The sequence below is a fragment of the Microbacterium sp. BG28 genome (assembly GCF_034044005.1).
Lineage (GTDB): Bacteria > Actinomycetota > Actinomycetes > Actinomycetales > Microbacteriaceae > Microbacterium.
In genome coordinates this window covers 267,814-293,590 of the sequence record NZ_JAXCHA010000003.1, presented here as the reverse complement: position 1 = coordinate 293,590, position 25,777 = coordinate 267,814, and the positions used below count along the sequence as shown (strand labels likewise).

Here is a 25,777-nt window from a genome sequence, read left to right as displayed (position 1 = left end):
GCGGCATCCGACTCGACGGACGAGTGGCGATCGTCACGGGAGCGGGCCGCAGCCTCGGCCGGGCCTATGCGCTCGCCCTCGCGGCCGCGGGAGCCGCGGTCGTCGTCAACGACGTGGATGCGGCATCGGCCGGCGCTGTGGTCGAGGAGATCCGCGCCGCAGGCGGGTCGGCCACGGCCGCCGTCGCGGCGGTCGGCTCGACGGCGGCGGCCGAGGAGCTCGTCCGCGCGGCTGTCGATGAGTTCGGTCGGCTCGACATCCTCGTCGCCAACGCCGGCGTGCTGCGCGACCGCGTGCTCTGGAAGATGAGCGACGAGGAGTTCGATCTCGTCGTCGAGACGCATCTGCGCGGCACCTTCACCTGTGCCCGCGCCGCCGCATCGTTCCTGCGCGAGCAGGGTGAGGGCGGCCGCATCGTCCTGATCGGCTCGCCCGCGGGCCAGTTCGGCAGCTTCGGCCAGACGAACTACGCGGCCGTGAAGGCGGGGATCGTCGCGATGGCGCGCACGTGGTCGCTCGAGCTCGCCCGCGCCGGCATCACGGTGAACGCCGTCGTCCCGACGGCGCTCTCGCCCATGACGGCGACGATCCCCGCATACGCGCAGGCCTGGGAGGACCACCTCGCGGGCCTCCCGGTTCCGCCGGAGCTCCGCCGCGAGAAGGCGCTGGGCACCCCCGACGATGTGGCACCACTGGTGGTGTGGCTGGCCTCGGAGCGCGCCGCGGGCGTGACGGGGCAGGCCATCGGGATCGGTGGCGACCGGCTCACCCTCTACGCCCACCCGCAGGTGCTCGACACCGACCACCGGGACGGCGGGTGGAGCGCGGAGGAGATCGACGCCGCCTGGGCCGACCGCTTCGCCGCGCAGGCTCAGCCCTCAGGACCGCCCTCGCGGAGGGAGGACGCGTGATCGGCATCCACTACAGCGATCTGTGGGCGCGCATCGCGCAAGCCGCTCCCGACCGCACCGCCATCGTCACACCGACGCGGCGCCTCAGCTACGCGCGGTTCGCCGCGGAGGCGGGTGCGCTCGCGCGGTACCTGCGCGAGAACGGCGTGGGTCTCGGCGACGCCGCGGCACTGCTGCTGTACAACCGAGTCGAGTACCTCACCTTCTTCTGGGCGTGCCTGGCCGTCGGCGCCTCCCCTGTGGCGATCAACTACCGCTACCGGGCGGGCGAGGTGCGGGCGCTTCTCGAGGACTGCGACGCGAAGGTGCTGATCGCACCGACCTCGCTCGCGAGCGTCGCCGCCGAGGCCGTGACGGGGATCGAGCCCGCCGTCCGGCTGATCGCCGTCGACGACGAGGAGGGCGCAGCATCCATCGCCGGCGCCGATGACTACGACGCGATCGTCGCAGGCGGGGGCGAGATGCCCCCGGCCGCGCCCCGCGGCGCGGACCTGCGGCTCTACACGGGCGGCACGACCGGCGCGCCGAAGGCCGTCGTCTGGGAGATGGACACCCTGCTGCAGGCGCGTCGCCAGTCGACATGGGGCGTCATCGGGATCGACCCCCCGGACGACCTCGACGAGGCGGCGGGCATCGCGACCGCCCCGGAGACACCGCGTGTGGTGACCCTGCCGCTGCCGCCGATGCTGCACGGCACCGCGCAGTCCACGACCATGGGAACCCTCGCTCTGGGCGGCACGATCGTGCTGCTCGAGAACGCCCACCTCGACGTCGCAGATGCCCTCGCCCTCGTGCACGAGCACGGGGTGACCCGCCTCGTGGTCGCCGGAGACGCCGTCGCGCTGCCCTTCGTCGAAGCCGTCGAAGCGGACGGCCGGGGCCTCGGACGCGTCGATTCGATCATGAGCTCCGGCATGCGTTTCAGCGACGAGATCAAGCGCCGCCTGCACGAGCAGGGCGATGTGATGATCGTCGACCTGCTCGCCTCCAGCGAAGGCGGTCCGTTCGCGTTCGGCATCACGCGCACGGCCGAGGATCTGCCCGCCAAGCTCATGCTGACCCCGGGCACCGTGCTGCTGGACGAAGATCTCGCCGAGATCCCCCCGGTCGCCGGCGCCCGCGGCATCCTCGCCTTTCGCGGGGTCCTGCCCCGGGGCTACTACGGCGACCCCGAGAAGACCGCGCGCACCTTCCCGACGATCGGCGCGCACCGTTACGTCATGCCCGGCGACTGGGCCCTGGCGCGCGGCGACGGCTCGGTCGAGCTCCTCGGCCGGCTCAGCGCCGTGGTCAACACGGGCGGCGAGAAGGTCTTCCCGGCCGAGGTCGAGGAGCAGCTGCTGTCGCACCCCGACATCGACGACGCGGTGGTGTTCGGCCTGCCGCATCCGCGTTTCGGCGAGGTTGTCTCGGCCATGATCGTTCCCGTCGCCGGTGCCGACATCGACCTCGACGCCCTCGCGGCGTACCTCGACGAGCGCCTCGCCGGATACAAGAAGCCCCGCCAGGTCTTCGTGCGCTCGACACTCGCGCGCAGCCAGACCGGCAAGATCGAACTCGCGCGCGTCAAGGCCGACGCCGCCGCCGAACAGGCAGAACGGATGCAGGGAGCACGATGACCATCGATCTGAACGCCGTCACCGCGATCGACGTGCACGTCCACGTGCAGATCGACGACAGCGGACGCACCGCGTCGCCGCCCGCCCTGACCGCCGCGATGGCGGCGTACTTCGGCAGCAGCGAGCCGCCGCGTACGGTCGATGCGACCGCGCACTACTACCGCGAACGCAAGATGGCCGCGGTGGTGTTCACCGTGGACGCGACCACCAACCTGGGCCACGCCCCCAACAGCATCGACGATCTCGCCGCGGGCGCCCACCGCAACGCCGACGTACTCATCCCGTTCGGCAGCGTCGATCCACTGCAGGGCGAGGCCGCCGTCGAGGAGGCACGCCGCCAGGTCGGTGAGCTGGGCGTGCGAGGTTTCAAGTTCCACCCCTCGGTGCAGGGCTTCGACCCGTCCGCCGACGAGTTCGATCCGCTCTGGTCGACGATCGAGGAGCTCGGCGTGCCGATCATCGTCCACACGGGTCAGACGGGTGCCGGCGCCGGCACCCCGGGCGGGTGGGGGTTCCGGCTGTCGCTGTCGAACCCGATGCTGCTCGACGACGTCGCGGCGCGGCATCCGGACCTTCAGGTGATCATGGCGCACCCGAGTGTGCCGTGGCAGGACGAGGCGCTCTCTATCGCCACGCACAAGCTCAACACGTGGATCGATCTGTCCGGCTGGTCGCCGAAGTACTTCTCGCCCGCTCTCGTGCGCGCCGCGCGCACGTACCTGAAGCACAAGATGCTCTTCGGCTCCGACATGCCCGCCCTCACCCCCGACCGATGGCTCAACGACGTGCAGACGCTCGAGTTGCCGGCCGACGTGCACGAGATGATCGTCAAGCAGAACGCCGCCCGGCTGCTGGGGCTGTCGTGACGGAGGCCCCCACCGACGTCTTCGGCTACGCCGCGCGGCTCACGGACGCCGAGGCGGCCAAGCTCACCGCGTTGCGGGAGCTGCTGGAGCACCGCGCCCGACCGCATCTGGCCACCTGGTGGGAGGACGCACACTGCCCCGCGCACCTGCGCAAGGAGATCGCGGCGCTGCACCTCGAGGACGATCCGGCGATCGTCGGCGAGGACGGCGAGCCTCGCTCGCTCTACGTCGGCTTCCGCCACCTCGAGCTCGCCCGCTTCGACATGTCGATCGGCACTCTGTACGGCGGGCAGGTGGGCATGTTCCGCACGCTCGTGCGCCGGGGCGGTTCCCCCGAGCAGGTCGAACGGTGGGATCCCCGCATCCGATCCTTCGATCTGACCGGATGCTTTGCGCTCACCGAGCCCGACCACGGCTCCGATGTCGCCGGCGGCCTCGAGACCACCGCGACCCGTGAGGGCGACGCGTGGCGCATCCGCGGTCACAAGCGGTGGATCGGCAACGCGGCGCTGTCCGAGGTGATCGTCGTGGTCGCCCGCGATACCTCCGACGATCGTGTGAAGGCGTTTCTCGTGCCGCGTGCGGCCGAGGGCGTGACGGTGCGCGACGTGACGGGGAAGATCGCGCTGCGGATGGTGCGCAACGGCGACATCGAGCTGCGCGACGTTCGTGTGCCCGAGAGCGATCGGCTGCAGCGCATCGACTCCTTCGCCGACCTCGCCGCGATCCTCGCCGACCTGCGGTTCGTCGTCGCCTGGAACGCGGCAGGGCTTCAGATCGGGGCGTACGAGGCGGCGCTCGCCTACGCGTCGCGCCGGCGGCAGTTCGGGCGGCCGATCGCCGGCTTCCAGCTCGTGCAGGAGAAGCTGTCGCGGATGCTGGGCAACGCCACCGCGACGCTCGCGCTGGCCGTCGCCATCACCGATGCGCGCCAGATCGGCGGCGCGGACGAGATGCAGGCGGCGCTCGTGAAAGGCTGGGCCGCCGACCGCGCCCGTGAGACGGTCGCCCTCGCCCGGGAGATCTGCGGCGCCGAGGGCATCCGCGTCGACAACGACGTCGCCCGCTTCTTCGCCGACGCGGAGGCGCTCTACACGTTCGAGGGCACGCGGGAGATGAACGCACTGATCGTGGGACGCGCCGTCACGGGACTGAGCGCCTTCACCCGCTGAGGATCAGGCCTCGGGGCGCGCGTACCCCGCCGCGGCGAGCTGCCGGGAGATGGAGGTCGCCGTCAGCCGCACGAGGTGGATCATGTTCTTGCCGTCCACGTCCTGCTCGGTCAGAGCGAGCGAGCATGCGGCGACCACGGAGCCGTCGGCCGCGTAGACGGGTGCGGCGACGCTGATGTGCACGTTGTCCACCTGCCGGTCGCTCACCGCGTAGCCGCTGCGGCGGATGTCGGCCAGCAGGCGCTCGAGCAGCACGGGGTCGGTGTAGGTGCGCGAGGTGAAGGCGGTGAGCGGGCGTGCGAGGACCTCCGCCCGCACCTCCTCGGGTGCGTGGGCGAGGAGCACGAGGCCGATCGCCGTCGCGTGCAACGGATACCTGTTCCCGACGCGTGGTCTCGCCGCCGGCCGACGCGGGCTCTGCAGCAGTTCGATCGAGACGAGCTCGAGCCCCTCGCGGATCGCGAGGTGCGCGGCGTATCCCGTCGTCTCATACAGGTCGAGCAGGTACGGGCGGGCGAGGCGCTGCAGCCCCACCGAGCGCGGCGCGAGCGACGCGGTCTCCCACAGACGCAGGCCGATGTTGTAGCGTCCGTCGCCGTCCCGCTCCAGCGCACCCCACTCGGTGAGACGCTTCACGATGCGGTGACAGGTCGCGATCGGCAACCCGGTGCGGCGGGAGATGTCCGAAAGGGACTGCCGCACGCGGCCGCCCTGGAAGGTGCCGAGGATGGCGAAGGCCCGGTCGATGAGAGAGCGCGCACCGTCGTCGGACGTACCCTCCAGCGCCATCGCCATGCCCCCATCATCGCGGATGCGTCCCGCCCTGGCTATGCCCGGCTTCCACTGCGTGGAACCCGCCCGCGCCCCGCGGCCCCTCGCGCCCCGGCCGGCGCTGGTGCCGCCGGTACTGGTGCCGGTTCCGGTGCCGGTGCCGGTGCCGGTGCCGGTGCCGGTGCTACACCCGCATCCGTGTCCCACTTATGCACGCCCAACGCACTCCAAACCTGCACAAGTGAGACACGCAGCCCCAGCGCACGCCACCCTCCACATCCGTGTCCCACTTATGCACGCGCAGCGCACCCCAAACGTGCATGAGTGAGACACGGAGGAGGATGCGGGCCACCGGCCACACGGGCGGGCCACCGGCCACACGGGCGGCACACCGGACGGGCGGGCCACCCGCGCGTGAACGATGTCGACGCGCGTCAGGCGGTGAGGACGAGCTTCAGCTGCTCGATCGCCCAGTCCAGTTCCGTCGCGCGCACGACGAGCGGCGGCGCGATGCGGATGGTCTGGCCGTGGGTGTCCTTCACGAGCACCCCGCGCCCGAGCAGCCGCTCGGCGACCTCGCGCGCGGTCCCCTGCGCGGGGTCGATGTCGACGCCGGCCCACAGTCCCGCCACGCGCACTGCCGTGACGCCGTGGCCGACGAGGTCGTTCAGCCGCTGCTCGAGGTGCTCGCCGAGGGCCTTCGCGCGCTGCTGGAACTCGCCCGTGGCGAGCATCTCGACCACGCGGTGGCCCACGGCTGCGGCCAGCGGGTTGCCGCCGAACGTCGAGCCGTGCTCGCCGGGACGGATGACGCCCAGCACCGCTGCGTCGGCCGCGACGGCGGACACGGGAAGGATGCCGCCCCCGAGCGCCTTGCCGAGCACGTACATGTCGGGCACGACGCCCTCGCGCTCGCACGCGAACGTGTAGCCGGTGCGCCCGAGGCCCGATTGGATCTCATCGGCGATGAACAGCACGTTGTGGCGGGTGCAGATCTCCCGCACGGCAGCGAGGTACCCCGCGGGCGGCACGATGACGCCGCCCTCGCCCTGGATGGGCTCGATCAGCACGGCCGCGGTGTGGTCGGTGATGGCCGCCTCGAGCGCGTCCGCGTCGCCGAACGGGGCCGCCACGAACCCGGGCGTGAACGGACCGAAATCCCCGCGCGCCTCCGGATCGTCGCTGAAGCCCACGATGGTCGTCGTCCGCCCGTGGAAGTTACCGCCCGCCACGACGATCTCGGCCGCACCGGCAGGCACCTTCTTCACGCGGTACGCCCATGCGCGGGCGACCTTGATCGCGGTCTCGACCGCCTCGGCTCCCGTGTTCATGGGGAGGACGAGGTCCTTGCCGCAGAGCTCGGCGAGCGCCGCCGCGAAGACGCCCAACTGGTCGTTGTGGTACGCCCGGCTCGTCAGGGTGAGGCGCGCGAGCTGCTCCCGCGCGACCGCCACGATCGCCGGATGCAGGTGCCCGAAGTTGAGGGCGGAGTACGCCGACAGCAGGTCGAGGTAGCGCTTGCCCTCGACGTCGGTGACCCACGATCCCTCGCCGCGGGAGATGACGACCGGCAGCGGGTGGTAGTTGTGGGCGAGGTGCGCGTCCTCTGCCGTGATGATGTCGCTCGTGGTGGTGTCCAGCACAGACATGTCGGTCTCCTTCATCGACGTCACCGGCGCAGTTCGAGCGTGCAGCATTTGATGCCGCCGCCGCCCAGAAGCAGCTCGGACAGGTCGATCAGCACGGGGTTGTAGCCGCGCTCGCGCAGCTGCGCCTCGAACCCCTTCGCGCGGGGCGAGATGAACACGTTGTAGCCGTCGCTGGCGGAGTTGAGCCCGAAGACGTCGCCGTCCGCATCCGAGACCCGGATGGCGTCGGGGTAGCGATCGGCGAGCACCTTCTGGCTCTGCTCGTCGAACGCGCCGGGGAGGTAGGCGATGTTGGCCTTCTCGACGCCGCCGGGGCCCTCGACAGGGTCGAGCACCGCGATCGCGGTGTCGAGGTGGTAGAACCGCGGGTCCACGAGCGTCAGCGAGACGACCTCACGGTCGAACACTTCTCCGACCTCGCGGTGGCTGTCGCCGGTGGAGCGGAAGCCGGTGCCGGCGAGGATCGTGTTCCCGACCAGCAGGAAGTCGCCCTCGCCCTCGTTGACCTCCTCGGGGCGGGCGACGCGGAACCCGTTGGCGGCGAACCAGTCCATGAAAGGCTCCGCCTCGTCCGCGCGCTCGGCGAAGCGGAACTTCGGGCCGTAGGCGGTGCCGTCGATGACGAAGCCGCCGTTGGCCGTGTAGACCATGTCGGGAAGGCCGGGCACGCCGTCGATGAGGCGCACCTCGTGACCGAGCGCGACGTAGGCGTCGTACAGCGTCTGCCACTGCGCGACGGCCTTGGCCGTGTCGGTCGGGTCGGCGGGCCGCATCCACGGATTGATGGAGTAGCTGACCGTGAAGTGCTCGGGACGGCACATCAGGTAGCTGCGGCGCTGGGCGATACGGGATGCGGGCACGGATGCGGTGGACATTCAGCTCCTTCGACACACGGCGGACGCTGTCCTCGGGCCCGGCGGAGCTGTCAGAGAGCCGGCGACACGGGCACGCCGGATGACATTCTCGCACGACGAGGCGAGTCAGGACCGGAAGCACGTACGCGGGTGCGGCCGTGCCAGGCTGGAGCACACACCCCCTGTCGAAGGAGACCCATGAAGCAGCGCACCCTCGGACCCTTCTCCGTCTCGGCCATCGGCCTCGGAGCCATGCCTCTCTCGATGAACAACGACAACGAGCTCCCGGACCGGCAGAGCGCGATCGCGACCGTGCACGCCGCCCTGGATGCGGGCGTGACGCTGATCGACACCGCCGACATCTACGCCCCGAGCTGGGATGCGATGGGGCACAACGAGGAGCTCGTCGCCGAGGCTCTCGCCTCCTGGGGCGGCGACCGCTCGTCGATCGTGGTCACGACGAAGGGCGGCATCACGCGCAGCGAGGAGAAGGACTTCGGCCGCGACGGGTCGCTGCCGTACCTGCGCGGCGCCGTCGAGTCGTCGCTGCGGCGCCTCGGCACCGACGTCATCGACCTCTACCAGTACCACCGCCCCGATCGCTGGATCGTCTACGGCGAGATCATGCAGAACCTCAAGTCCCTGCACGACGAGGGCAAGGTGCGGGCGCTCGGGATCTCGAACGCGAGCATCGAGGAGATCCAGATCGCCCAGGATGTGCTCGGCGACGCCCTCGTCAGCGTGCAGAACGAGTTCTCGCCGCGTCACCCCGGCAGCTACAAGGAGCTGACCTACTGCGCGGATGCGGGACTGGCGTTCCTCCCCTGGAGCCCGCTCGGCGGCACCGGCGGCGGCGGACGTTCGGTCGGCGAGCGCTTCCGCGTGTTCTCCGAGGTCGGCGAGACGCACGACGTCAGCCCGCAGCAGGTGGTTCTCGCCTGGGAGCTCGCCCTCGCCGACACCGTGATCCCGATCCCGGGCGCGCGGCGCGCCGCATCCATCACCGACAGCGCGAAGGCGGCCGATCTGGAGCTGTCCGCGGACGAGATCGAGCGGTTGTCCTACGCCGTGGGCATCGACGCCTGACCACCCGGCGGCGAGGGGAGGAGCGCGGCGAGCGGAGGAGGTGCCCGCGCACGTTGTCGCTCCCCTCGCCGCCTCTTCTCCGCCCCCCCGGGCGGGAAGCATCAGCCGAGGGCGATCGCACTCCACGAGACCGGCGGCAGCGAGATCGTGAGCACACCGCCCGCGAGCACAGCCGAGTCGTTCGCGCGGGGCGCGACGCGCTCGGGGTCCTCGAGCGTGTTCTTCGCGTACACGTCCTCGTCCGACAGCGTGTGCGCCTCGAGCACCCCCACCTCTCCGAGAGCGGAGACGTCCACGGTGACCTCGATCGCCTCGGTCGTGGAGCGGTTCACGAGGAACACGGCACTGCGCCCGGTTTCCGCATCGTGGGTGGCGACAGCGTCGACGAGCGGGACCTCGCCGTACGCCTCCGTCACGTACGTCGGGGCGTCGAGCTTCAGTCGCAGCGCCTCACCCCGCGCGAGCCGGGACGTGATCGAGAAGGGGTAGAACGTGCTCTGACGCCAGGCGATGCCGCCCGGCTCCGTCATGATCGGGGCGATGACGTTGACCAGCTGTGCGAGCGAAGCGCTCGCGACCCGGTCGGCGTGCTTGAGGAGCGAGATCATCAGGTTGCCGAAGACGACCGCATCCGCCACCGAGTAGATGTCCTCGAGCAGGCGTGGGGCGATCGGCCAGTTGTCGATGCCGGTGATCTTGTCGACGCCGTGGAAGCGGTCGATGTACCAGACGTTCCATTCGTCGAACGAGATGTCGATGCGCTTGCTCGATCCCCGCACCGCGCCGACGTGGTCCGCCGTGGCGACCACCGTCTCGATGAAACCGTCCATGTCGACCGCGGAGGCGAGGAAGCTGCCGAGGTCGCCGCCACGCTCCTCGTAGTACGCGTGGCACGAGATGAGGTCGACGTCGTCATAGGTGTGCGTCAGCACGACGCGCTCCCACTCGCCGAAGGTCGGCATGTGCGCGCTGGACGAACCGCACACCACGAGCTGGATCTCGGGGTCGAGCTGGCGCATCCCCTTCGCGGTCCGCGACGCGATCTTGCCGTAGTCGTCGGCCGAGCGGTGGCCGAGCTGCCAGGGTCCGTCCATCTCGTTGCCCAGGCACCACATCCGCACGTCGAAGGGCTCGGCGCGACCGTTGGCGATACGCCGCTCGCTGAGCGCGGTTCCGGAGCGGATGTTGGAGTACTCGAGCAGATCGAGCGCTTCGAGCGTGCCGCGGGTGCCGAGGTTGACCGCCATCATGAGGTCGCTGCCGACCTTCTCGAGCCAGGAGGAGAACTCGTGCAGACCCACTTCGTTGGTCTCCGTGGAATGCCAGGCCAGGTCGAGTCGCCGGGGGCGGTGTTCGCGGGGTCCCACCGAGTCCTCCCAGCGGAACCCCGAGACGAAGTTGCCTCCGGGGTAGCGGATGGTGTCGACACCGAGCTCCTTGACCAGTTCGATGACGTCCTGGCGGAATCCCTCCGCGTCGGCCGCGGGGTGCCCCGGCTCGTAGATGCCGTCGTAGACGTGCCGACCGAGGTGCTCGACGAACCCGCCGAAGATCTTGCGGCGGATCGGCCCGATCGCGAACGCGGGGTCGAGGGTGAGGCGTGCAGCGGGCATGGATGTGCTTTCTGTCGAGGAGGTCGGGATCGGTACGCGGTCGGACGCGGTCACTTGACGCTGCCGAGCGTCAGGCCGCCTTGCCAGTAGCGCTGCAGCAGCAGGAACGACAGCAGCAGCGGCAGCACCGAGATGAAGGCGCCGGAGGTGATGAGGTTCCACACCTGCTCGCCGCCCGCGCCCGCGTTCGAGAGGGCGAGCCAACGGTTGAGACCCACCGTGACCGGCAGGGTGTCGGGGTTGGTGAGCATCGCGAGCGGCAGGAAGAAGTTGTTCCACGTGCCGACGATCGACAGCAGGAGCACCGTCACGATCGCGGGACGCAGAAGGGGGAGCACGATGCGCGTGAAGGTGCGCCACTCCCCCGCACCATCGATGCGCGCAGCCTCCAGCAGCTCGTCTGGCACGGTGTCCTGCGTGTACACACGCATCAGGTAGACGCCGAAGGGGTTCAGCAGGGAGGGCAGGATGACGGCCCAGCCGGTGTTCACGAGCCCGTACTGGCTGAGCAGCATGAACTGTGGGATGACCAGCGCGGTGAGCGGCACCATGACCGAGCCGAGGATCATGCCGAAGACGAACCCGCGCCCGCGGAAGTGGTATTTGGCGAAGCCGTAGCCTGCGAGCACCGCGACCACCGTCGCTCCCAGACCCGACACGAACGCGTAGAGGAACGAGTTTGCGAGCCATCTCCAGTAGATGCCGCCCTGGTGCTCGAACAGGCCCGCCAGGTTCGTGAAGAACTGCGCGGGGTCGTCGAACCAGAAGGCGGGGCTGGAGAAGAGGCCGCCGGTGCTCTTGGTCGAGGCGACGAACAGCCACCAGATCGGGATCACGAAGTACAGGGCGAGGATCAGCAGCAGGACGTGCGAGCCGATGCGGCGTCCACCTTGCATCCGGATGCGGTGGCGCCGGGCATCGCGGCGCGCGGCACGATCGAGTCGCGGAGCGCCTGCGGTCACGACGGCGCGGGTGTGGTCTGTCACGGCGGTGGGAATGGCCATCACTTCAGTCCGCTCTGCTTGCGCGTCAGGAACAGGAACCCGAACGATCCGATGAAGACGACGATCGCGAGGGAGAACGCGATGGTCGAGGCGTAGTTGAACTGGCTGTAGCTGAAGGCCAGCGCGTAGGCGTACATGTTGGGGGTGTACTCCGCGGGGAGCGCCCCCGACGCGATCGATCTCAGCACCGTCGGTTCGGTGAAGAACTGCAGGGTGCCGATCAGCGCGAACGTGATCACCATGACCATCGACGACGAGATCATCGGCACCTTGATGCGTGTCGCGATCTGCCAGCCGCTCGCGCCGTCGATGCGCGCCGCCTCGTAGATGGCCGGGTCGATCGAGCGCAGGGCGGCGTAGATGACGATCATGTAGTACCCGGACCACTGCCAGGTGACGACGTTCACGAGGCTGCCGAAGATCGTGTCGCTCGCAAGGAAGTTGGGCGCATCCAGTCCGAACAGTCCGAAGATGGTCCCTGTCGGTCCGAAGCGGGGGCTGTAGAGAAAGCTCCACATCAGCGCGCCGATGACCACGGGGATCGCGTACGGAGCGAAGATCAGCAGTCGCGAGAGCTTGGAGAGCCAGGTCGCGAGGTTGTCGAGAACGAGGGCCGCCACCAAGGCCACCAGCAGCTGCGCCGGGATCATGACGATCGCATACAGCGCGACCCGTCCGAGCCCCCCGAGGAAGAGCGGATCGGTGAAGGCCTTCAGGTAGTTGTCGATGCCGACGAACTTCGTGCCCGTGGCCAGCGTCGAGCTGAACAGACTCATCCCGAACGCGTAGATGAGCGGGAACACGAGGAAAGCGGCGAAGACGACGAGGAACGGGGCGATGAAGAGCCAGCCGACCCGTTGGCGGCGGATGTGGCCGCTCGCGCGTCGGGGCGCGGCGATGGCGTGCGTGGACATGAGAGCTCCCTGCGGGCGTGGACGAACGGGCGGATGCGGTGGGCCGGCACGCGGCCGGCCCACCGGTCGATCAGCCGAGCGTGAAGCCCTGCTCTTTGGCGTACTGCTCGAGCGTCGTCTGGAGATCGTCCAGTGCGGGAGCGGCATCCTTCGATTTGTCCACGACGACCGCGGTCACCTGCTGCTGCAGCTGGTCGTAGGCGTAGTTCTGGAACGGGCTGAAGGTGAAGCCGCTGTAGCCGGCCGCCGCGGGCAGGAAGACCTCCTTATTGATCTGCTGCCCGCCGAAGAAGGGGTACTCGAGGTCACGGAAGTAGTCCGACTCGAGGATGGGCTTCCACAGCGGGAACAGTGCCGCCTTCTCGATACCGATCTTCCAGGCCTCCTCCGTGCCGAAGATCTCCTTGGCCACGGTGGCGGCCGCCTCCTTGTCCTTCGCCTGACTGGTCACCGCGAAGGTCGAACCGCCCCAGTTGACCTGCACCGGCTGGGCCGCATCCCACTGGGGGATGGGAGCTGCGCGCCACTGGGCGCTCTCATCGGTGCCTTCCAGCCCCTGCAGGTAACCGGGCCCCCACGCCGCGGCGACGTAGATCGCGTACGACCCGTCCACCAGCTTCGTGTTGTAGTCCGCGGTGAAGGCCTCGTCGACGGCGACCAGCCCCTTGGCGGCGAGGTCCTGCCAGTACGAGAGCACCTTCTTGGAGCCGGCGTCGTTGACATCGATCGAGATGTCCTGCGGCGACGCACTGTCGTACTCGAACGGCGTGGAACCGGCCTGCGCGAACAGTGCCTGTGTGAAGGCGCGACCGTTGGGCGGGAAGTTGGCCAGCACGCCGGGGGCTCCGGCATCCTTCAGCTTCTGGGCTGCGTCCGCGAACTCTGCCCACGTCGTCGGCGCCGCGATGCCGTACTTGTCGAGGATGTCCTTGCGGTAGAGCATGCCCATCGGCCCGCCGTCGACCGGGATCGCGTAGACGGCATCACCGCTGGAGACGTCCTTCCATGCGCCGTCCGTGTAGTTCGCCTTGACGTCGGCTGCACCGTACTGCGAGAGATCGACGAGCGCGTCGCGGATGGAGAAGCTCGAGAGCACCTCCGCCTCCAGCATGATGACGTCGGGAGCACCCGAACCGGACTCGATCGAGGTCGAGAACTTCGTGTACTCGTCGTTGCCCTGACCCGCATTGGTCCAGCAGATCTGGACGTCGTCGTGGTTCTCGTTGAACAGATCGACGACGTCTTCGAAGGACGGGTACCAGGCCCACACCGAGACCTGCGTGGCGTCGGGCTTGAGGATCTTGTTCGTGCACGATGCCTCGGCGGAGCCGGATGCCGCGCATCCGGTGAGCGCCGCGGCGGCCACGGCGACGACGCCGAGGCCGGCGATGAGTCTGTTCTTCATGGGCTGTGTGCTTCCTCTCGCGGTGCGGACATCTGTGTCGCGCGTCAGTGGATGCGGTCAGCCCGGCATCTTCTGTGCCACGCTGCACCCGCTTTACAACGTTGTAAGTAAACGTTGTAAATGTATGGTGCCGTGCGAGGTCCGATCGTGTCAAGAGGTCAGTCGCGCGGTGCGGCGCCGGGCGCCGACTCACGGCGCACGAGGCGGAAGTCGGCCAACAGCCGCCGCGCCGGGCCTCGCTCGCCGGGAGCCTCGATGCGCGCCAGCAGCGTCTCGACCGCCGTGCGAGCGATCCAGTCCTGCCCAGGATCGATCGTCGCCAACGACGGGATGGAGTACTGCGCTTCATCGAGGTCGTCGAAGCCCACGACCCAGACATCGTCGGGAACCCGCAGCCCCGATTCCTGCAGGGCGCGCATCGCGCCGAGCGCGAGCGTGTCGTTCAGCCCGAACACGGCGTCGAACGCCACGCCGCGATCGAGGAGCCGGCGCATGGTCTCAGCTCCGTTGGCGCGGTGCCACATCGTCGTATATCCGACGAGATCGTCGTCGTAGTCGAGGCCGGCCGCATCCAGTGCCGCGCGGTAGCCCGCCAGCCGCAGCCCGGCCGAGCCGATGACCTCACCCGCGTGCGCACCGACCACCGCGATCCTGCGCCGCCCCTGGGCGAGCAGATACTCCGTCGCGGCACGCGCAGCCTCGACGTTCTGCATCGTGACGTGATCGCTCGGCCCGTCGAAGATCCGCTCACCCAGCAGCACGAGCGGATAGGCGACATCGAGATGAGCCACATCCTCCTGCCCCATCCCCAATGGGCTGAAGATGAGTCCGTCTGTCAGCCCGCGCCGGGGCGAGCGCAAGAGCTCGATCTCACGCTCCCGGTCGCCGCCGGTCTGCTCGACCAGCACCCCCACCCCACGACTCTCCGCCTCCTGGATGATCGTCGCCGCGAGCTCGGCGAAGTAGCTCAGCCCCAGATCCGGAACCGCGAGCGCGAAGGCACCCGTGCGCCCGCTGCGCAGGTTGCGGGCCGTGAGGTTCGGCGTGTAGCCGAGCTCGGTGATCGCCAGCTCGACACGCTCGCGGGTGGCGGGACGCACGTTCGGATGGTGGTTGATCACGTTCGAGACGGTCTTGATCGAAACCCCGGCGAGACGGGCGACGTCGTGCAGTGTCGGTGTCATCGGTCCCCCATCCGCTCACTGTACAACGTTGTACTGGCGCGATTCCGCCGCTCGTCCCTCGCGATGGCCCCGCCGATGGCGCCCCGTGCACACACGACAGGTCTATGATCAGACGTCCGATAGTTGCGGATAGTCAACTTTTTCCGCCTCATCCCACCGGAGGCTCCATGTCCGAGACTGCGCGCACCGACCAGCCCGTGATGACGCACCGCGCCATCCTGCTGGTGATCTTCGGCCTCATGGCCGGCATGTTCCTCTCCGCCCTCGACCAGACCATCGTCGGCACGGCGATCCGCACGATCGGCGACGACCTGCACGGGCTGAGCCTGCAGGCCTGGGTCACGACGGCCTACCTGATCGTCTCGACGATCGCCACACCCATCTACGGCAAGCTTTCCGACATCTTCGGCCGCCGCCCGCTGTTCCTCTTCGCCATTATCGTGTTCATCCTCGGCTCCGTGCTCGCGAGCTTCTCGACCGACATGGTGCAGCTCGCCGCGTTCCGCGCGGTGCAGGGTCTCGGTGCCGGCGGTCTCATGTCGATGCCGCTGGCGATCATGGGCGACATCCTCGCGCCGCGTGAGCGGGCCAAGTACCAGGGCTACTTCCTCGCCGTCTTCGGCATCTCGAGCGTCATCGGCCCGCTCGTCGGCGGACTCTTCTCCGGCGCGAACCAGATCCTGTGGATCGCCGGATGGCGCTGGGTGTTCCTCATCAATGTGCCGATCGGCATCATCGCGCTGTTCATCGTCGTGCGCTTCCTGCACATCCCGCACCACCCGCGCGAATCCGTGCGCATCGACTGGTGGGGCGCGGCGCTCGTCGTGGTCGCCCTCGTCCCGCTGCTGCTGGTGGCCGAACAGGGCCGCGAGTGGGGCTGGGACTCCCCGATCGCCATCGCCTGCTACGTCGTGGGCGCGCTGGGAGCGGTCGCGTTCGTGTTCGTCGAGCGCGCGATGAAGACGGATGCGCTCATCCCACTGACGCTGTTCCACTCGTCGACGTTCTCGATGGCGACCGTCATCGGCGTCCTCGTGGGCTTCGGCATGTTCGGCGCGATGCTGACGCTTCCGCTGTATCTGCAGCTCGTGCTGGGCGCTACGCCCACCGAGAGCGGATTCCAGATGCTGCCGATGATCCTCGGGCTCATGATCGCCTCGATCGCGAGCGGTCAGATCATCGCCCGTACCGGCCGGTACCGCATGTTCCCGATCCTGGGCACTCTGTTCCTCTCGGGCGGCTACGTGCTGCTGACCTTCCTCCGCGTCGACAGCTCGTACTGGTTCCTCGCCGGCGCCATGCTGCTGCTCGGCCTCGGGCTCGGCCAGCTCATGCAGACGCTCACGATCGCCAGCCAGAACTCCGTCGGACTGCGCGACATGGGCGTGGCCACGAGCGCGTCGACCTTCTTCCGCCAGATCGGTGGAACCCTCGGCACCGCCGTGCTGCTCTCGCTCCTGTTCACGCTGGTGCCCGCGAACATCCAGAACTCGTTCGCCGACGAGACGACCGTCACGAACGCGCTGGAGGCGGCGCTCGACCCTGCGGTCACCCAGGCTCCCGAGAACGCGGCGATCATGAAGACGATCTACGACCCGATCGTGGCGAACCTGCAGCAGGCGGCGAGTGCCGCATCCGTCGATCTGTCGAACGACGCGGCCCGTGAGGCGTTCGTCGCTCAGGCCGTGCCCCAGGTGCAGGAGGCCCTCGCCTCGAAGAGCGACGACCAGAGCTTCGACGGCTCGGTCATGAACGACACGTCGTTCCTGAACGGCGCAGACCCCCGCCTGACCGCGCCGATCCTCGTCGGCTTCAACGACTCGGCGACGGTCGTCTACCGGGTGGCGCTGGGCGTCGTGCTGCTCGCCTTCGTGTTGACGCTGTTCTTCCGCACGCCGCCGCTGCGGGCGAAGTCCGCACTGCAGGAGGCGGCGGATGAGGCGGCCGCCGCATCCGAAGCCGACGATCCGGCCGTGCTCGCACAGGCCGCCGCGGCGGATGCGGGTGCGTTGATCGCGCCCGACACCGGGCCCGTGCCCACCGCGGACCGCCCGCTCACCCGGCGAGACCTCCGAGACTGAGCTCCGTCACCGGGGCATGTCCCACATCCCGCAACGCATGTCCCACTTGCCGCAGTGCGTGTCCCACTTGCCGCAGGAATCGGGCCTGATTTCTGCAGCAAGTGGGACATCGATGCGGGGGCGGGCTGACCGCAGCTAAGAGGAAGCGAGCACAGCACGGAGGCGCGCATTCGCTGCGTCCCATTCCTCCGCATCGCCCTCAGCCCACAACTCAGCGAGTTCACTCTCCGCGGAGGTCGCCATCGCGAGCGCCCGCTGGGCGAGCCGGGCGAGCCGCCGAGATGGCTTTCGTGCTCGATCGACGAACGCCTCGACACTCTCCGTATAGGCGTCGGACTGCGTCGGATGCCCGAGACCGTGCGCCACCACCTCTGCAGCGGCGATCGCGATCGCGGCGGTGCCGGCCTCGAGCTGCCCGGCGCCTCGGTCCGCTTCGCGAAGGGCATTCTTCACGAGGTTCCACCGCCTTCGACCGTCGAGCTCCCAGGCGAAATCCGCCGCCATGTCATTACCGAACGGCTCGCCGCTCCATGTCCCCATAGCCGGATAGTACGGGACATCCGACAGCGGACTCGCCCTGTCCCACTTTCCGCAGGGCATGTCCCACTTCCTGCAGGAATCGGCCCTGATTTCTGCAGCAAGTGGGACACGGATGCGGAAACCGCCCGGAGCGGCGAGTCGGATCGGAGCGCGCGGGACCTTCCGCCTCAGATGACCTCTTCGCTCCAGGCGTCGGGATTGCCGAAGCGATGCGCGGTGATCGCGATGGCCTGCTCGTGCAGGAACGGCAGCAGCTCGAGGCGACCGGCCGTGGTGACCGGGTTCGCGTACACCGCGAGGTCGGGGTCTCCCACGATCGCCTCGGCGAGCGTGCGGTGCAGGATCTCGGTCTCGGATGCGGGTCCGACGAGACGCGCTCGTGCGACGCGCGGCTTCACGTGGACACCCGCCGCGTCCGCCTGAGCGCGGGTGAGCCGCTCGATCCACTGCGCGTCGGTCTCGACGTGCACCGTGAGGCCCGCCTCGCCCAGCGCGCGGCGTACGGCGGGCGGAAGCCCCGTCGCCGTGCTGAGGGATGCGGCGGAGCCTGCGCGCAGGGCGGCGAGAGCGACGCGCAGCACCTCCTGCACCTCCGCGCTCGCGGTCGCCCGCACGGCCACGTCGACCGACCGATACCGGAACAGGTTCCGCTCGATGCCGAGCCCCGTCACATCCTTGATGCGGCCGAACTCGCGGTCCCACTCCACCGCATCCGACAGCGCTGCGCGGCGCAGCCACTCGAAGCGTTCGTAGTCCAATGACGGCTGGGCCGCTTCGATGATGGCGGTGATGCGCGAGTCGAGCCCACGCAGGTGCAGCGTGGTCGAACCGCTGACGGCGGTGGGGCGCCAGCTCCCGAGTCCGATCAGGTAGTTGGGGCCGCCGGCCTTCGTTCCCGCCCCGACCGATGAGCGCTTCCAGCCTCCGAACGGCTGGCGCTGCACGATCGCGCCCGTGATGCCGCGGTTCACGTAGAGGTTGCCCGCCTCGACGCGGTCGAGCCACAGCGCGAGGTCGTCGGGGTGCTGGGTGTGAAGGCCCGCCGTCAGCCCGTAGGCGACCGCGTTCTGCAGCTCGATCGCCTCGGCCAGCGACGAGGCGTGCATGACACCCAGCACCGGACCGAAGAACTCCTCGAGGTGGAACCGCGACCCCGGCGCGACGCCGGTGCGGATGCCGGGGCGCCACAGCCGTCCCGCCAGCTCGGGTGCGCCGTCGATCTGCTCGGGCTCCACGAGCCACTTCTCGCCGTCGTCGAGCGTCGTGAGCGCCCACGCCAGCTTGCCCTGCGGCGGCTCGATCACCGGCCCCACCTCCGCGGCGGCGTCGGCGGGCGACGCGACCACGAGCGAGCGCGTGGCATCGACGAGCTGGCGCGCGAAGCGGGCCGAGCGCCCCACCGAGCCGACGAGGATCGCGAGGGATGCGGCGGAGCACTTCTGTCCGGCGTGTGCGAACGCGCTCCGGACGAGGTCGGATGCTGCCAGGTCGAGATCGGCCGACGGCATGACGATGATGGCGTTCTTGCCGCTCGTCTCGGCCAGCAGCGGAAGATCCGGTCGCCAGGAGCGGAACAGCTGCGCGGTCTCCCACGACCCGGTGAGGATCACCCGATCCACCGCGGGATGGGAGATGAGCTGCTCCCCCAGCTCGCCCTCATCGATGTCGACGAGGGCGAGCAGGTCGCGGGGCACGCCCGCCTCCCACAGCGCCTCCGCGACGACGGCCGCCGAGCGACGCGCCTGCGGGGCGGGCTTGAACACCACTCCGGATCCGGCCGCGAGGGCCGCGAGCACGCCTCCCGCGGGGATCGCGAGCGGGAAGTTCCACGGCGGCGCGACGACCGTCAGCCGCGCCGGGACGAACACCGCACCGGCGACCCGGTCCAGCTCGCGCGCGGTGGCCGCGTAGTAGTTGGCGAAGTCCACCGCCTCGCTCACCTCGACGTCCGCTTCGGCCAGAACCTTGCCGGTCTCGGATGCGGCGACCTCGACGAGCTGGTCGCGTCGCGCCTCGAGGGATCGCGCGGCCGCCTGCAGCACCACGGCGCGGTCGGCCGCGGGCAGCGACCCCCAGCCGGCGGCCGCGTCGCGCACGCGCGCGATCGTGCGCTCGAGCGTGTCGGTGTCGCCGATGCGGGCGCCGCCGATGGTCGCGTCGCCGGCGGTCGAGGTCTCGATCCGCTCGATGATGCGCTGCGCCCACTCGCGGTTGGCCGGCAGGGCCGGATCGGTGTCGGCGGCGGGACGGAACCCGGGTGCTCCGTGCACGTCGGCGTTCGATTCGCGCGGCGAGAAGACGGCCGTCTCGACGAACTCCGCGCCGCCGAACAGGACGGAGTGCGCGTCGGGCTCGGTGCGGTCGGCGGCGATGCCGAGCACGGCCTGGGTGAGCCCGGCGATCTCCTGCGTAGGTGCGGGGTCTCGCAGGATGGCGGGCTCGGCCGCATCCGCTGCGCTCTGCAGGCGGTTCTGCCCGCGCCGGGGTCCGGTGCGCAGCGCCGCATCCGTCGACCGCTGGACCGAGGCGAGGAAGCGGTCGCGCTCGCGCGCGAACAATTCGGGGTCGGTGTCGAGGTCGAAAGCCGCGGAGAGGAAGTTCTCACTGGAGGCGTTCTCCTCGAGTCGGCGCACGAGGTAACTGATCGCCACGTCGAACTCGTCGGGACGCACGACCGGCACGTACAGCAGCACGGCGCCCACCTCGCGCGAGACCGCGGCGACCTGGCCCGCGGCCATGCCCAGGAGCATCTCGAACTCGATGCGCTCGCGCACGCCGCGCTCTCCTGCGAGCAGCCACGCGTAGGCGACGTCGAACAGGTTGTGACCGGCGACACCGACCCGCACGGCGGCGGCGCGGTCGGCATCCAGCGCCCAGTCGAGGCAGCGCAGATAGTTCGCGTCGGTGTCGAGCTTCGTGTCGTACGGCGCCTGCGGCCAGCCGTGCATGATCGCGTCGACGCGCTCCATCGCGAGGTTCGCGCCCTTCACCAGACGCACCTTGATGCCGGAGCCACCCTGTGCGACACGCTGGCGGGCCCACGCGGTCAGCTCCTGCAGAGCCGGGAGCGCATCGGGCAGGTACGCCTGCAGCACGATGCCCGCCTCGAGACGGGCGAGCCGCTCATCCTCGAGGATGCGGGTGAACACCGCGATCGTGAGGTCGAGGTCGCGGTACTCCTCCATGTCGAGGTTGATGAAGGTGCCGTCGGCGGCGGCACTCAGATACAACGGCAGCAGACGCTCCACGACGCGCTCGACGACCTCGTCGAACGCCCAGAGAGAGATGTGCCCGGCGATGGCCGAGACCTTGACCGAGACGTAGTCGACGTCGGATCGGCGGATGAGCTCGTGGATACCGTCGAGTCGACGCCGCGCCTCGTTCTCGCCCAGCACCGCCTCACCCAGCAGGTTCAGGTTCAGCTTCGCGCCGCCCTCGCGCAGTTTCGCGATCGCCGCACCGAGCTTGTCGGGGCGCGCATCGACGATGAGGTGGCCGACCATGTCGCGCAGGGCGCGGCGGGCGATCGGCACGACCGGCGTGGGCACTGCCGGAGCGACGGCACCTCCGACCCGCACGGCGGAACGCAGGTACCAAGGCAGGAAGTCGGGCACGAGCGGGGCGATGCGGCTGAGGTTCGCCGCCGCCGCCGACAGGCTCTCGGGGCGCATGACGCCGTCGACGAACCCGATCGTGAAAGGCAGTCCGTTCGGGTCGCGCAGCACTCCCGCGAGGCGCTCCGCCGCGGGGTCGGCGTGGGCGTCGGCGGCTTCGGTGACCCAACGGCGCGCGAGGGTGACCGCGTCGTCGGCGAGGGATGCGGGACGCGGCGCTCGTGGCGCCCCCGCCTCGGTGCTGGAGGACATGCGCTCAGCCTACGTCGGGGCCTGGCGGCCCCACCGGCGTGACACGAGCCCCGCCGGCGGCGTCGGATCAGCGCCAGATGCTGGGGGCGGGGCGACGCGTCGACGGCAGAGCCACATCCTCGGCCCAGCGCAGCATCCACTCCTCGGGAGCCGGCACGGTGGCGGGGTCCTGGCCCAGCGCTTCGAACAGCTCGGCGAGGCCGACCGTGCCGCCGGAACGACGCACGAAACGGCCGCGGGCGATGAGTTGCGCGTAGATCTCACCATCGACGACGGCGCGGTGTTCGAGGTAGACGGCGCGGTCGTCGGCGGCGATGACGCGCGACTCCACGTCGAAGCGCTGCCACAGATGCAGTGACTTGCGGTAGCTGATGGTCGCGTTGGCGACGACCGGATACCAGCCGCGCTCGCGCATGAGGTCCCAGAGCCCGGTGCGCATGAGCAGATCGAATCGCCCGAGATCGAACAGCGACAGGTACCGTCCGTTGTTCATGTGCCCCACGACGTCGAGGTCGGTGGGAAGCGTCGTCAGTCGGATGCGGCCGACGCCGAGCGAGTCCATCGCGCCTTCGCGACGGTAACGGCGGCGGGAGGAGGCGAGCAGAAGCAGGGTGCGCCAGATCACGTTCACGACGACAGATCGTAGGAGAGCACAGAGTGATGCGGCAGTCGATTGTACGAATCCGACAGCGGCGGCGGCCGCATCCGGGTCGTCGATGGTGGCCCGCAATGACCCGGCGCAGCCGATTTCCGCCGGTCGTGCCGCCCGCGTAGAGTCTGGCCATGGAAGCCGACCTCACCACCGATGTGATCGTCCGCCCGGTACGCGACGTGGACGCCGAAGCCCTCGGTCGCGTGCACGCCACGTGCTGGCACGAGACCTACGACCACCTGATCAGCAAGGCCGCACTGGAGCGCGTCTCGCCCCGCAGGCTCGCCGAGCTCTGGACCCACTGGGCCGAGCAGGGCCCGGATTACCGCATGTCCGCGGCGCTCGTGGAGGGCGAGATCGTGGGATTCGTCGGCTCCGGTCCCGCGCGCGACGAGGACGCCCCGCGCGAGCGCGAGCTGTACTTCATCTACCTGCTGGACGCGTGGCACGGAACCGGCATCGGCCAGAAGCTCTTCGACGCCGCGGTCGAGCCCGACGAGCAGCTGTACCTGTGGGTCGCCGACGACAACCCCCGCGCTCACCGCTTCTACACGCGCAACGGCTTCGCCCTCGACGGCGCGACGCACACCGAGCCGTTCCTCGGCGAGACGCTGACCGAGGTCCGCTTCACCCGCTGACACACCCTCACTTTTCCTCGAGACTGCTTCTTCGTCACGAGATCACGGGTAATACCCGTGATCTCGTGCGGGAAATGCGGTCTCGCGGCCGTTGAGCGGGGGACGCGGGTCAGCGGGAGCTGACGGTGCCGAAGAGCCGTGCGATGGGCGCGAGCACGAGGGGGCGCGCGGCGATCCACCCGCCGGCCATCACCAGCACGGATGCGGCGAAGATCCAGAACCCGGCCCAGTTGTCCGCGTATGCGGTGGGATCCGCCGACCCCTGCGCGGCGTACATGTGGTTGAGGTTGCGCAGCGCACCGGTCGCGAAGACGAGGGCGACGTGCACGATGATGAACGCGACGAAGTACAGCATCACCGGGAAGTGCACCTTGCGCGCCCATTCGATCGGATAGATGCGGTTCAAGGTCTCCGCCTTGCGCGGCCAGAGTCCGCTCATCCGCACGCCCGTCAGGATCGCGAGCGGCGCCGCGATGAACACCGTGGTGAAGTACGCGAGCTGCTGCAGGCTGTTGTAGTTGACCCACCCGTTCTCGGTCGGCCAGTCCAGCGACGCGTACTGCAGCATCGCGGAGAGCGCGTTCGGCAGCACCTCCCAGCTCGTCGGGACGATCCGCATCCACTGCCCCGTCACGAACAGCAGCACGAGGAACACGAGCCCGTTCGCGAGCCACAGCAGATCCAGGGACTGGTGGAACCAGATCGTCAGGCTGGTCTTGCGCTTGCTGTTCCACCGCGGTGTCCAGAACGCCGCCGGCCGCTTCTCGCGCCGCACCTGCAGACCCGATCGGATGATCAGCAGCATGAAGAACGCGTTGAGGAAGTGCTGCCAGCCCAGCCAGGCGGGCAGCCCCACGGGGGCGTTCTCGGGGAGGTGGTACTCGCCCGGGTAGGTTGCGAGGAAGTCGCGCAGCGGCTCGAGCGAGACGAGCCACCGCGTCGCGAGCACGATCATCGCGAGCGCGAACAACGCCCCCGCGCCGGCCACGATGCCCGCGCCCACCCACTGCAGCGCGGTGAACGGGCCGAAGCGGCGCGGCTCGGGCCGCGGCGCGGGGCGCTCGAACGCGGTGCGGCCGGGGAAGACCGTCCGCGTGAACGGCAGCGGCTCCCGCATCCGTTCGACGTCCGCACTCCCGTGTTCGAGGGACTCCGGATGCGGCTCCGCGCCCGGATTCGGCGCAGATCGCGTCTCTTGAATGCTGGGGGCAGCCGCGGATCCGGCGGCGGATGCCGCGGGCCGCTCCGCCGTGACGGAACCGGCCCCCGGGGCGTCGCCGGGCTCCGGAGCAGGATCGGACTCCGTGACGGCACCGGGGTTCGCCGGGGAACCGGATCCCGCAACGGCGCTCGGGTCCGGGCCGGGGCCGGAGTTCGCGGCGGGCGCCGCAGCGGCGGGCGGCCTCGTGCGTCCCGGCGGAGGCCACGGCTCGCCGCCCGCGACGCGCGGCAGGCCCCGCCGGATCGGCCGTGCATCCGCTTCGAGGGACTCCTGATGCGGCTCGGAACCCGAGAACGCAACATCGCGCGTCCCTTCAACGGGAGGGGCGGGGTCAGCGGGAGCCTCGTCGGGCACGATCCGCGACGTCGGCGCGGGCCGCACGGCGGCGCCCGCGGACGATGGAATGACGGATGCGGGAGGCCACGGCTCCCCGCCGGGCACCCTCGGCAGCCCCCGCCGCCGCTTCGGTCCCGCGAAACCGGACCGCGTCGCTTCCGCACCGGCTCCGACCCCAGGCTCGAGGGACCCCTCATGCGGCTCCGAAGCCGAAATCACCGCATCACGCGTCCCTTGAACGCCGACGGACGCCGCGGGAACATCGACGGGCGCCGCGGGAACACCGACGGCCGCAACGAGAGCATCGACGGGTTCGGCGGGAAAGTTCGCGGCGACAGCGGCGGCGACGGATGCGGGGGGCCACGGCTCCCCGCCGGCGACGCGCGGGAGTCCCCGACGCACGCGACGCGGGCGATCGGCCACGCTCAGCCCCGCTTCGCCGCGAGGGCGTCGATGAGCTGCGGCACCACCTGGAACACGTCGCCGACGACGCCGAAGTCCGCGATCTGGAAGATCGGCGCATCGGCGTCCTTGTTGACGGCCACGATGGTCTTCGCGGTCTGCATGCCGGCCTTGTGCTGGATGGCGCCCGAGATCCCGAGCGCGACGTACAGCTGCGGCGACACCGAGACCCCGGTCTGTCCGACCTGGTGCTCGTAGGGGATGTAGCCCGCATCCACCGCCGCGCGCGATGCGCCGACGGCGGCGCCGAGCGCGTCGGCGAGCTTCTCCACGAGGGCGAACTTCTCGGCCGAACCGAGTCCACGTCCGCCCGACACCACCCGTGCAGCTCCTCGCAGCTCCGGACGCGACGAGGCCTTCTCCACCACCTCGGTGGACAGCACGGATGCGGCCGGCGCACCCGACGGGGTCACCGGCAGCTCCGTGACGATCGGTTCGATGGACGCCGCGCGGTCCTCGACCGCACCTTGACGCACCGTCGCCACGAGGGGTCCGAAGGTCGCCGCCGCGTCGACGGAGTACGCGCCGCCGTACACGGAGTGGTGAGCGATCACGCCCTCGTCGTCGCGATCGAGACCGACGACGTCGACCGCGAGGGCCGCGCCGAGGCGCGCAGCCAGCCGGCCCCCGACGTCGCGCCCGTCGATCGAGTGCGAGACGAGCACCACTTCGGGCGCCACCTGCGCCACCGCCGCGGCGAGCGCGTCGACCTGAGGCAGCCCGAGCCCGTCGCCCGCGGGGGCCACGAGCACGCGCGGCGCACCCCACTCGCCGGCGGTCGCGGCGAGCGTCGCGTCGCCCACGACGAGGGCGACCGGGGTGCCCACGCGGGATGCGGCCCCGATGAGCGCAGCTCCGGATGCGGCCAGCCCCCCGGCCGCCGAGGTCTCCAGCAGCACCAGGACGGCGTCGTCGGCGAAGTCGGTCATCGT

General features: G+C 70.0%; 20 protein-coding genes. 7 read left to right on the top strand and 13 right to left on the bottom strand.

Translation table 11 applies throughout. The features are described from left to right. The first annotated feature begins 5 nt into the window (after positions 1-5). The 4 genes from SK224_RS12555 to SK224_RS12540 are packed head-to-tail and all read left to right on the top strand — an operon-like array spanning position 6 to position 4,568. Positions 6-911 carry an SDR family oxidoreductase gene (locus SK224_RS12555; protein ID WP_413816801.1) on the top strand — a complete coding sequence of 302 codons (906 nt, stop codon included), beginning with the start codon at positions 6-8 and terminating at the stop codon, positions 909-911. Further along, positions 908-2,530: an AMP-binding protein gene (locus SK224_RS12550; protein WP_320435015.1), complete on the top strand. Its 1,623-nt coding sequence runs from the start codon at positions 908-910 to the stop codon at positions 2,528-2,530. The genes SK224_RS12555 and SK224_RS12550 overlap by 4 nt, the downstream gene beginning before the upstream one ends. Continuing rightward, entirely contained in the window at positions 2,527-3,396 is an 870-nt protein-coding gene (locus tag SK224_RS12545; protein ID WP_320435014.1) for an amidohydrolase family protein, read from the top strand. The genes SK224_RS12550 and SK224_RS12545 overlap by 4 nt, the downstream gene beginning before the upstream one ends. Continuing rightward, positions 3,393-4,568: an acyl-CoA dehydrogenase family protein gene (locus tag SK224_RS12540; protein WP_320435013.1), complete on the top strand. Its 1,176-nt coding sequence runs from the start codon at positions 3,393-3,395 to the stop codon at positions 4,566-4,568. Before SK224_RS12545 ends, SK224_RS12540 begins: the two co-directional genes overlap by 4 nt. 3 nt (positions 4,569-4,571) lie before the next feature. Here SK224_RS12540 and SK224_RS12535 read toward each other — a convergent pair whose 3' ends face one another. The 3 genes from SK224_RS12535 to ddaH form a co-directional block, all read right to left on the bottom strand. Continuing rightward, positions 4,572-5,363, bottom strand: coding sequence for an IclR family transcriptional regulator (locus SK224_RS12535; protein WP_320435012.1), 792 nt, complete (start codon positions 5,361-5,363; stop codon positions 4,572-4,574). A 410-nt stretch (positions 5,364-5,773) separates the two neighbouring features. Next, positions 5,774-6,988 carry an ornithine--oxo-acid transaminase gene (rocD, locus tag SK224_RS12530; RefSeq protein ID WP_320435011.1) on the bottom strand — a complete coding sequence of 405 codons (1,215 nt, stop codon included), beginning with the start codon at positions 6,986-6,988 and terminating at the stop codon, positions 5,774-5,776. A 20-nt stretch (positions 6,989-7,008) separates the two neighbouring features. Continuing rightward, positions 7,009-7,863 (bottom strand): dimethylargininase, encoded by an 855-nt coding sequence (ddaH, locus tag SK224_RS12525; RefSeq protein WP_320435010.1) that lies wholly within the window; start codon positions 7,861-7,863, stop codon positions 7,009-7,011. A 177-nt stretch (positions 7,864-8,040) separates the two neighbouring features. Between ddaH and SK224_RS12520 the strand changes: the two genes are divergently transcribed. Beyond that, on the top strand, positions 8,041-8,928 hold the full coding sequence (locus SK224_RS12520) for an aldo/keto reductase (RefSeq protein WP_320435009.1): 888 nt from the start codon (positions 8,041-8,043) through the stop codon (positions 8,926-8,928). Positions 8,929-9,029: 101 nt separating this feature from the next. Here SK224_RS12520 and SK224_RS12515 read toward each other — a convergent pair whose 3' ends face one another. From SK224_RS12515 to SK224_RS12495, 5 genes are all read right to left on the bottom strand, one after another. Then, the gene (locus SK224_RS12515) at positions 9,030-10,541 is read right to left on the bottom strand and encodes an alpha-N-arabinofuranosidase (protein WP_320435008.1); all 1,512 of its coding nucleotides are present in this window, start codon (positions 10,539-10,541) and stop codon (positions 9,030-9,032) included. Positions 10,542-10,591: 50 nt separating this feature from the next. After that, a complete protein-coding gene (locus SK224_RS12510; RefSeq protein WP_320435007.1) occupies positions 10,592-11,545 on the bottom strand; it encodes a carbohydrate ABC transporter permease in 954 nt (317 codons plus the stop codon). After that, positions 11,545-12,459, bottom strand: coding sequence for a sugar ABC transporter permease (locus SK224_RS12505; protein WP_320435006.1), 915 nt, complete (start codon positions 12,457-12,459; stop codon positions 11,545-11,547). The genes SK224_RS12510 and SK224_RS12505 overlap by 1 nt, the downstream gene beginning before the upstream one ends. A gap of 70 nt (positions 12,460-12,529) precedes the next feature. Beyond that, a complete protein-coding gene (locus SK224_RS12500) occupies positions 12,530-13,864 on the bottom strand; it encodes an ABC transporter substrate-binding protein (protein WP_320435005.1) in 1,335 nt (444 codons plus the stop codon). A gap of 158 nt (positions 13,865-14,022) precedes the next feature. Next, entirely contained in the window at positions 14,023-15,048 is a 1,026-nt protein-coding gene (locus SK224_RS12495; RefSeq protein WP_320435004.1) for a LacI family DNA-binding transcriptional regulator, read from the bottom strand. A gap of 167 nt (positions 15,049-15,215) precedes the next feature. Between SK224_RS12495 and SK224_RS12490 the strand changes: the two genes are divergently transcribed. Then, on the top strand, positions 15,216-17,129 hold the full coding sequence (locus tag SK224_RS12490) for an MDR family MFS transporter (protein WP_320435003.1): 1,914 nt from the start codon (positions 15,216-15,218) through the stop codon (positions 17,127-17,129). A 135-nt stretch (positions 17,130-17,264) separates the two neighbouring features. Here SK224_RS12490 and SK224_RS12485 read toward each other — a convergent pair whose 3' ends face one another. From SK224_RS12485 to SK224_RS12475, 3 genes are all read right to left on the bottom strand, one after another. Next, positions 17,265-17,669, bottom strand: coding sequence for a DUF4259 domain-containing protein (locus SK224_RS12485; protein WP_320435002.1), 405 nt, complete (start codon positions 17,667-17,669; stop codon positions 17,265-17,267). A 167-nt stretch (positions 17,670-17,836) separates the two neighbouring features. Continuing rightward, positions 17,837-21,535 (bottom strand): bifunctional proline dehydrogenase/L-glutamate gamma-semialdehyde dehydrogenase, encoded by a 3,699-nt coding sequence (locus SK224_RS12480; protein ID WP_320435001.1) that lies wholly within the window; start codon positions 21,533-21,535, stop codon positions 17,837-17,839. Between the two features lie 67 nt (positions 21,536-21,602). Beyond that, complete coding sequence (locus SK224_RS12475; RefSeq protein WP_137418857.1) at positions 21,603-22,166, bottom strand: acyl-CoA thioesterase; 564 nt, start codon at positions 22,164-22,166, stop codon at positions 21,603-21,605. 152 nt (positions 22,167-22,318) lie between these two features. Between SK224_RS12475 and SK224_RS12470 the strand changes: the two genes are divergently transcribed. Further along, positions 22,319-22,825, top strand: a complete 507-nt coding sequence (locus SK224_RS12470; RefSeq protein ID WP_320435000.1) for a GNAT family N-acetyltransferase — start codon at positions 22,319-22,321, stop codon at positions 22,823-22,825. A gap of 109 nt (positions 22,826-22,934) precedes the next feature. On the opposite strand, the gene SK224_RS12465 is transcribed toward SK224_RS12470, so the two are convergent. Both SK224_RS12465 and SK224_RS12460 read right to left on the bottom strand, forming a co-directional pair. Next, the gene (locus SK224_RS12465) at positions 22,935-23,942 is read right to left on the bottom strand and encodes a cytochrome b/b6 domain-containing protein (RefSeq protein WP_320434999.1); all 1,008 of its coding nucleotides are present in this window, start codon (positions 23,940-23,942) and stop codon (positions 22,935-22,937) included. An 866-nt stretch (positions 23,943-24,808) separates the two neighbouring features. Then, the gene (locus SK224_RS12460; protein WP_320434998.1) at positions 24,809-25,774 is read right to left on the bottom strand and encodes an electron transfer flavoprotein subunit alpha/FixB family protein; all 966 of its coding nucleotides are present in this window, start codon (positions 25,772-25,774) and stop codon (positions 24,809-24,811) included. Between the last annotated feature and the right edge of the window lie 3 nt (positions 25,775-25,777).

Bases quoted from the DNA above. Each gene is read 5' to 3' on its own strand.
- SK224_RS12545 (WP_320435014.1), top strand. From the start codon at position 2,527: ATGACCATCGATCTGAACGCCGTCACCGCGATCGACGTGCACGTCCAC.
- SK224_RS12535 (WP_320435012.1), bottom strand. From the start codon at position 5,363: ATGGCGATGGCGCTGGAGGGTACGTCCGACGACGGTGCGCGCTCTCTC.
- rocD (WP_320435011.1), bottom strand. From the start codon at position 6,988: ATGTCTGTGCTGGACACCACCACGAGCGACATCATCACGGCAGAGGAC.
- ddaH (WP_320435010.1), bottom strand. From the start codon at position 7,863: ATGTCCACCGCATCCGTGCCCGCATCCCGTATCGCCCAGCGCCGCAGC.
- SK224_RS12520 (WP_320435009.1), top strand. From the start codon at position 8,041: ATGAAGCAGCGCACCCTCGGACCCTTCTCCGTCTCGGCCATCGGCCTC.
- SK224_RS12515 (WP_320435008.1), bottom strand. From the start codon at position 10,541: ATGCCCGCTGCACGCCTCACCCTCGACCCCGCGTTCGCGATCGGGCCG.
- SK224_RS12510 (WP_320435007.1), bottom strand. From the start codon at position 11,545: ATGGCCATTCCCACCGCCGTGACAGACCACACCCGCGCCGTCGTGACC.
- SK224_RS12505 (WP_320435006.1), bottom strand. From the start codon at position 12,459: ATGTCCACGCACGCCATCGCCGCGCCCCGACGCGCGAGCGGCCACATC.
- SK224_RS12500 (WP_320435005.1), bottom strand. From the start codon at position 13,864: ATGAAGAACAGACTCATCGCCGGCCTCGGCGTCGTCGCCGTGGCCGCC.
- SK224_RS12495 (WP_320435004.1), bottom strand. From the start codon at position 15,048: ATGACACCGACACTGCACGACGTCGCCCGTCTCGCCGGGGTTTCGATC.
- SK224_RS12490 (WP_320435003.1), top strand. From the start codon at position 15,216: ATGTCCGAGACTGCGCGCACCGACCAGCCCGTGATGACGCACCGCGCC.
- SK224_RS12485 (WP_320435002.1), bottom strand. From the start codon at position 17,669: ATGGGGACATGGAGCGGCGAGCCGTTCGGTAATGACATGGCGGCGGAT.
- SK224_RS12480 (WP_320435001.1), bottom strand. From the start codon at position 21,535: ATGTCCTCCAGCACCGAGGCGGGGGCGCCACGAGCGCCGCGTCCCGCA.
- SK224_RS12470 (WP_320435000.1), top strand. From the start codon at position 22,319: ATGGAAGCCGACCTCACCACCGATGTGATCGTCCGCCCGGTACGCGAC.
- SK224_RS12465 (WP_320434999.1), bottom strand. From the start codon at position 23,942: ATGCGGGAGCCGCTGCCGTTCACGCGGACGGTCTTCCCCGGCCGCACC.
- SK224_RS12460 (WP_320434998.1), bottom strand. From the start codon at position 25,774: ATGACCGACTTCGCCGACGACGCCGTCCTGGTGCTGCTGGAGACCTCG.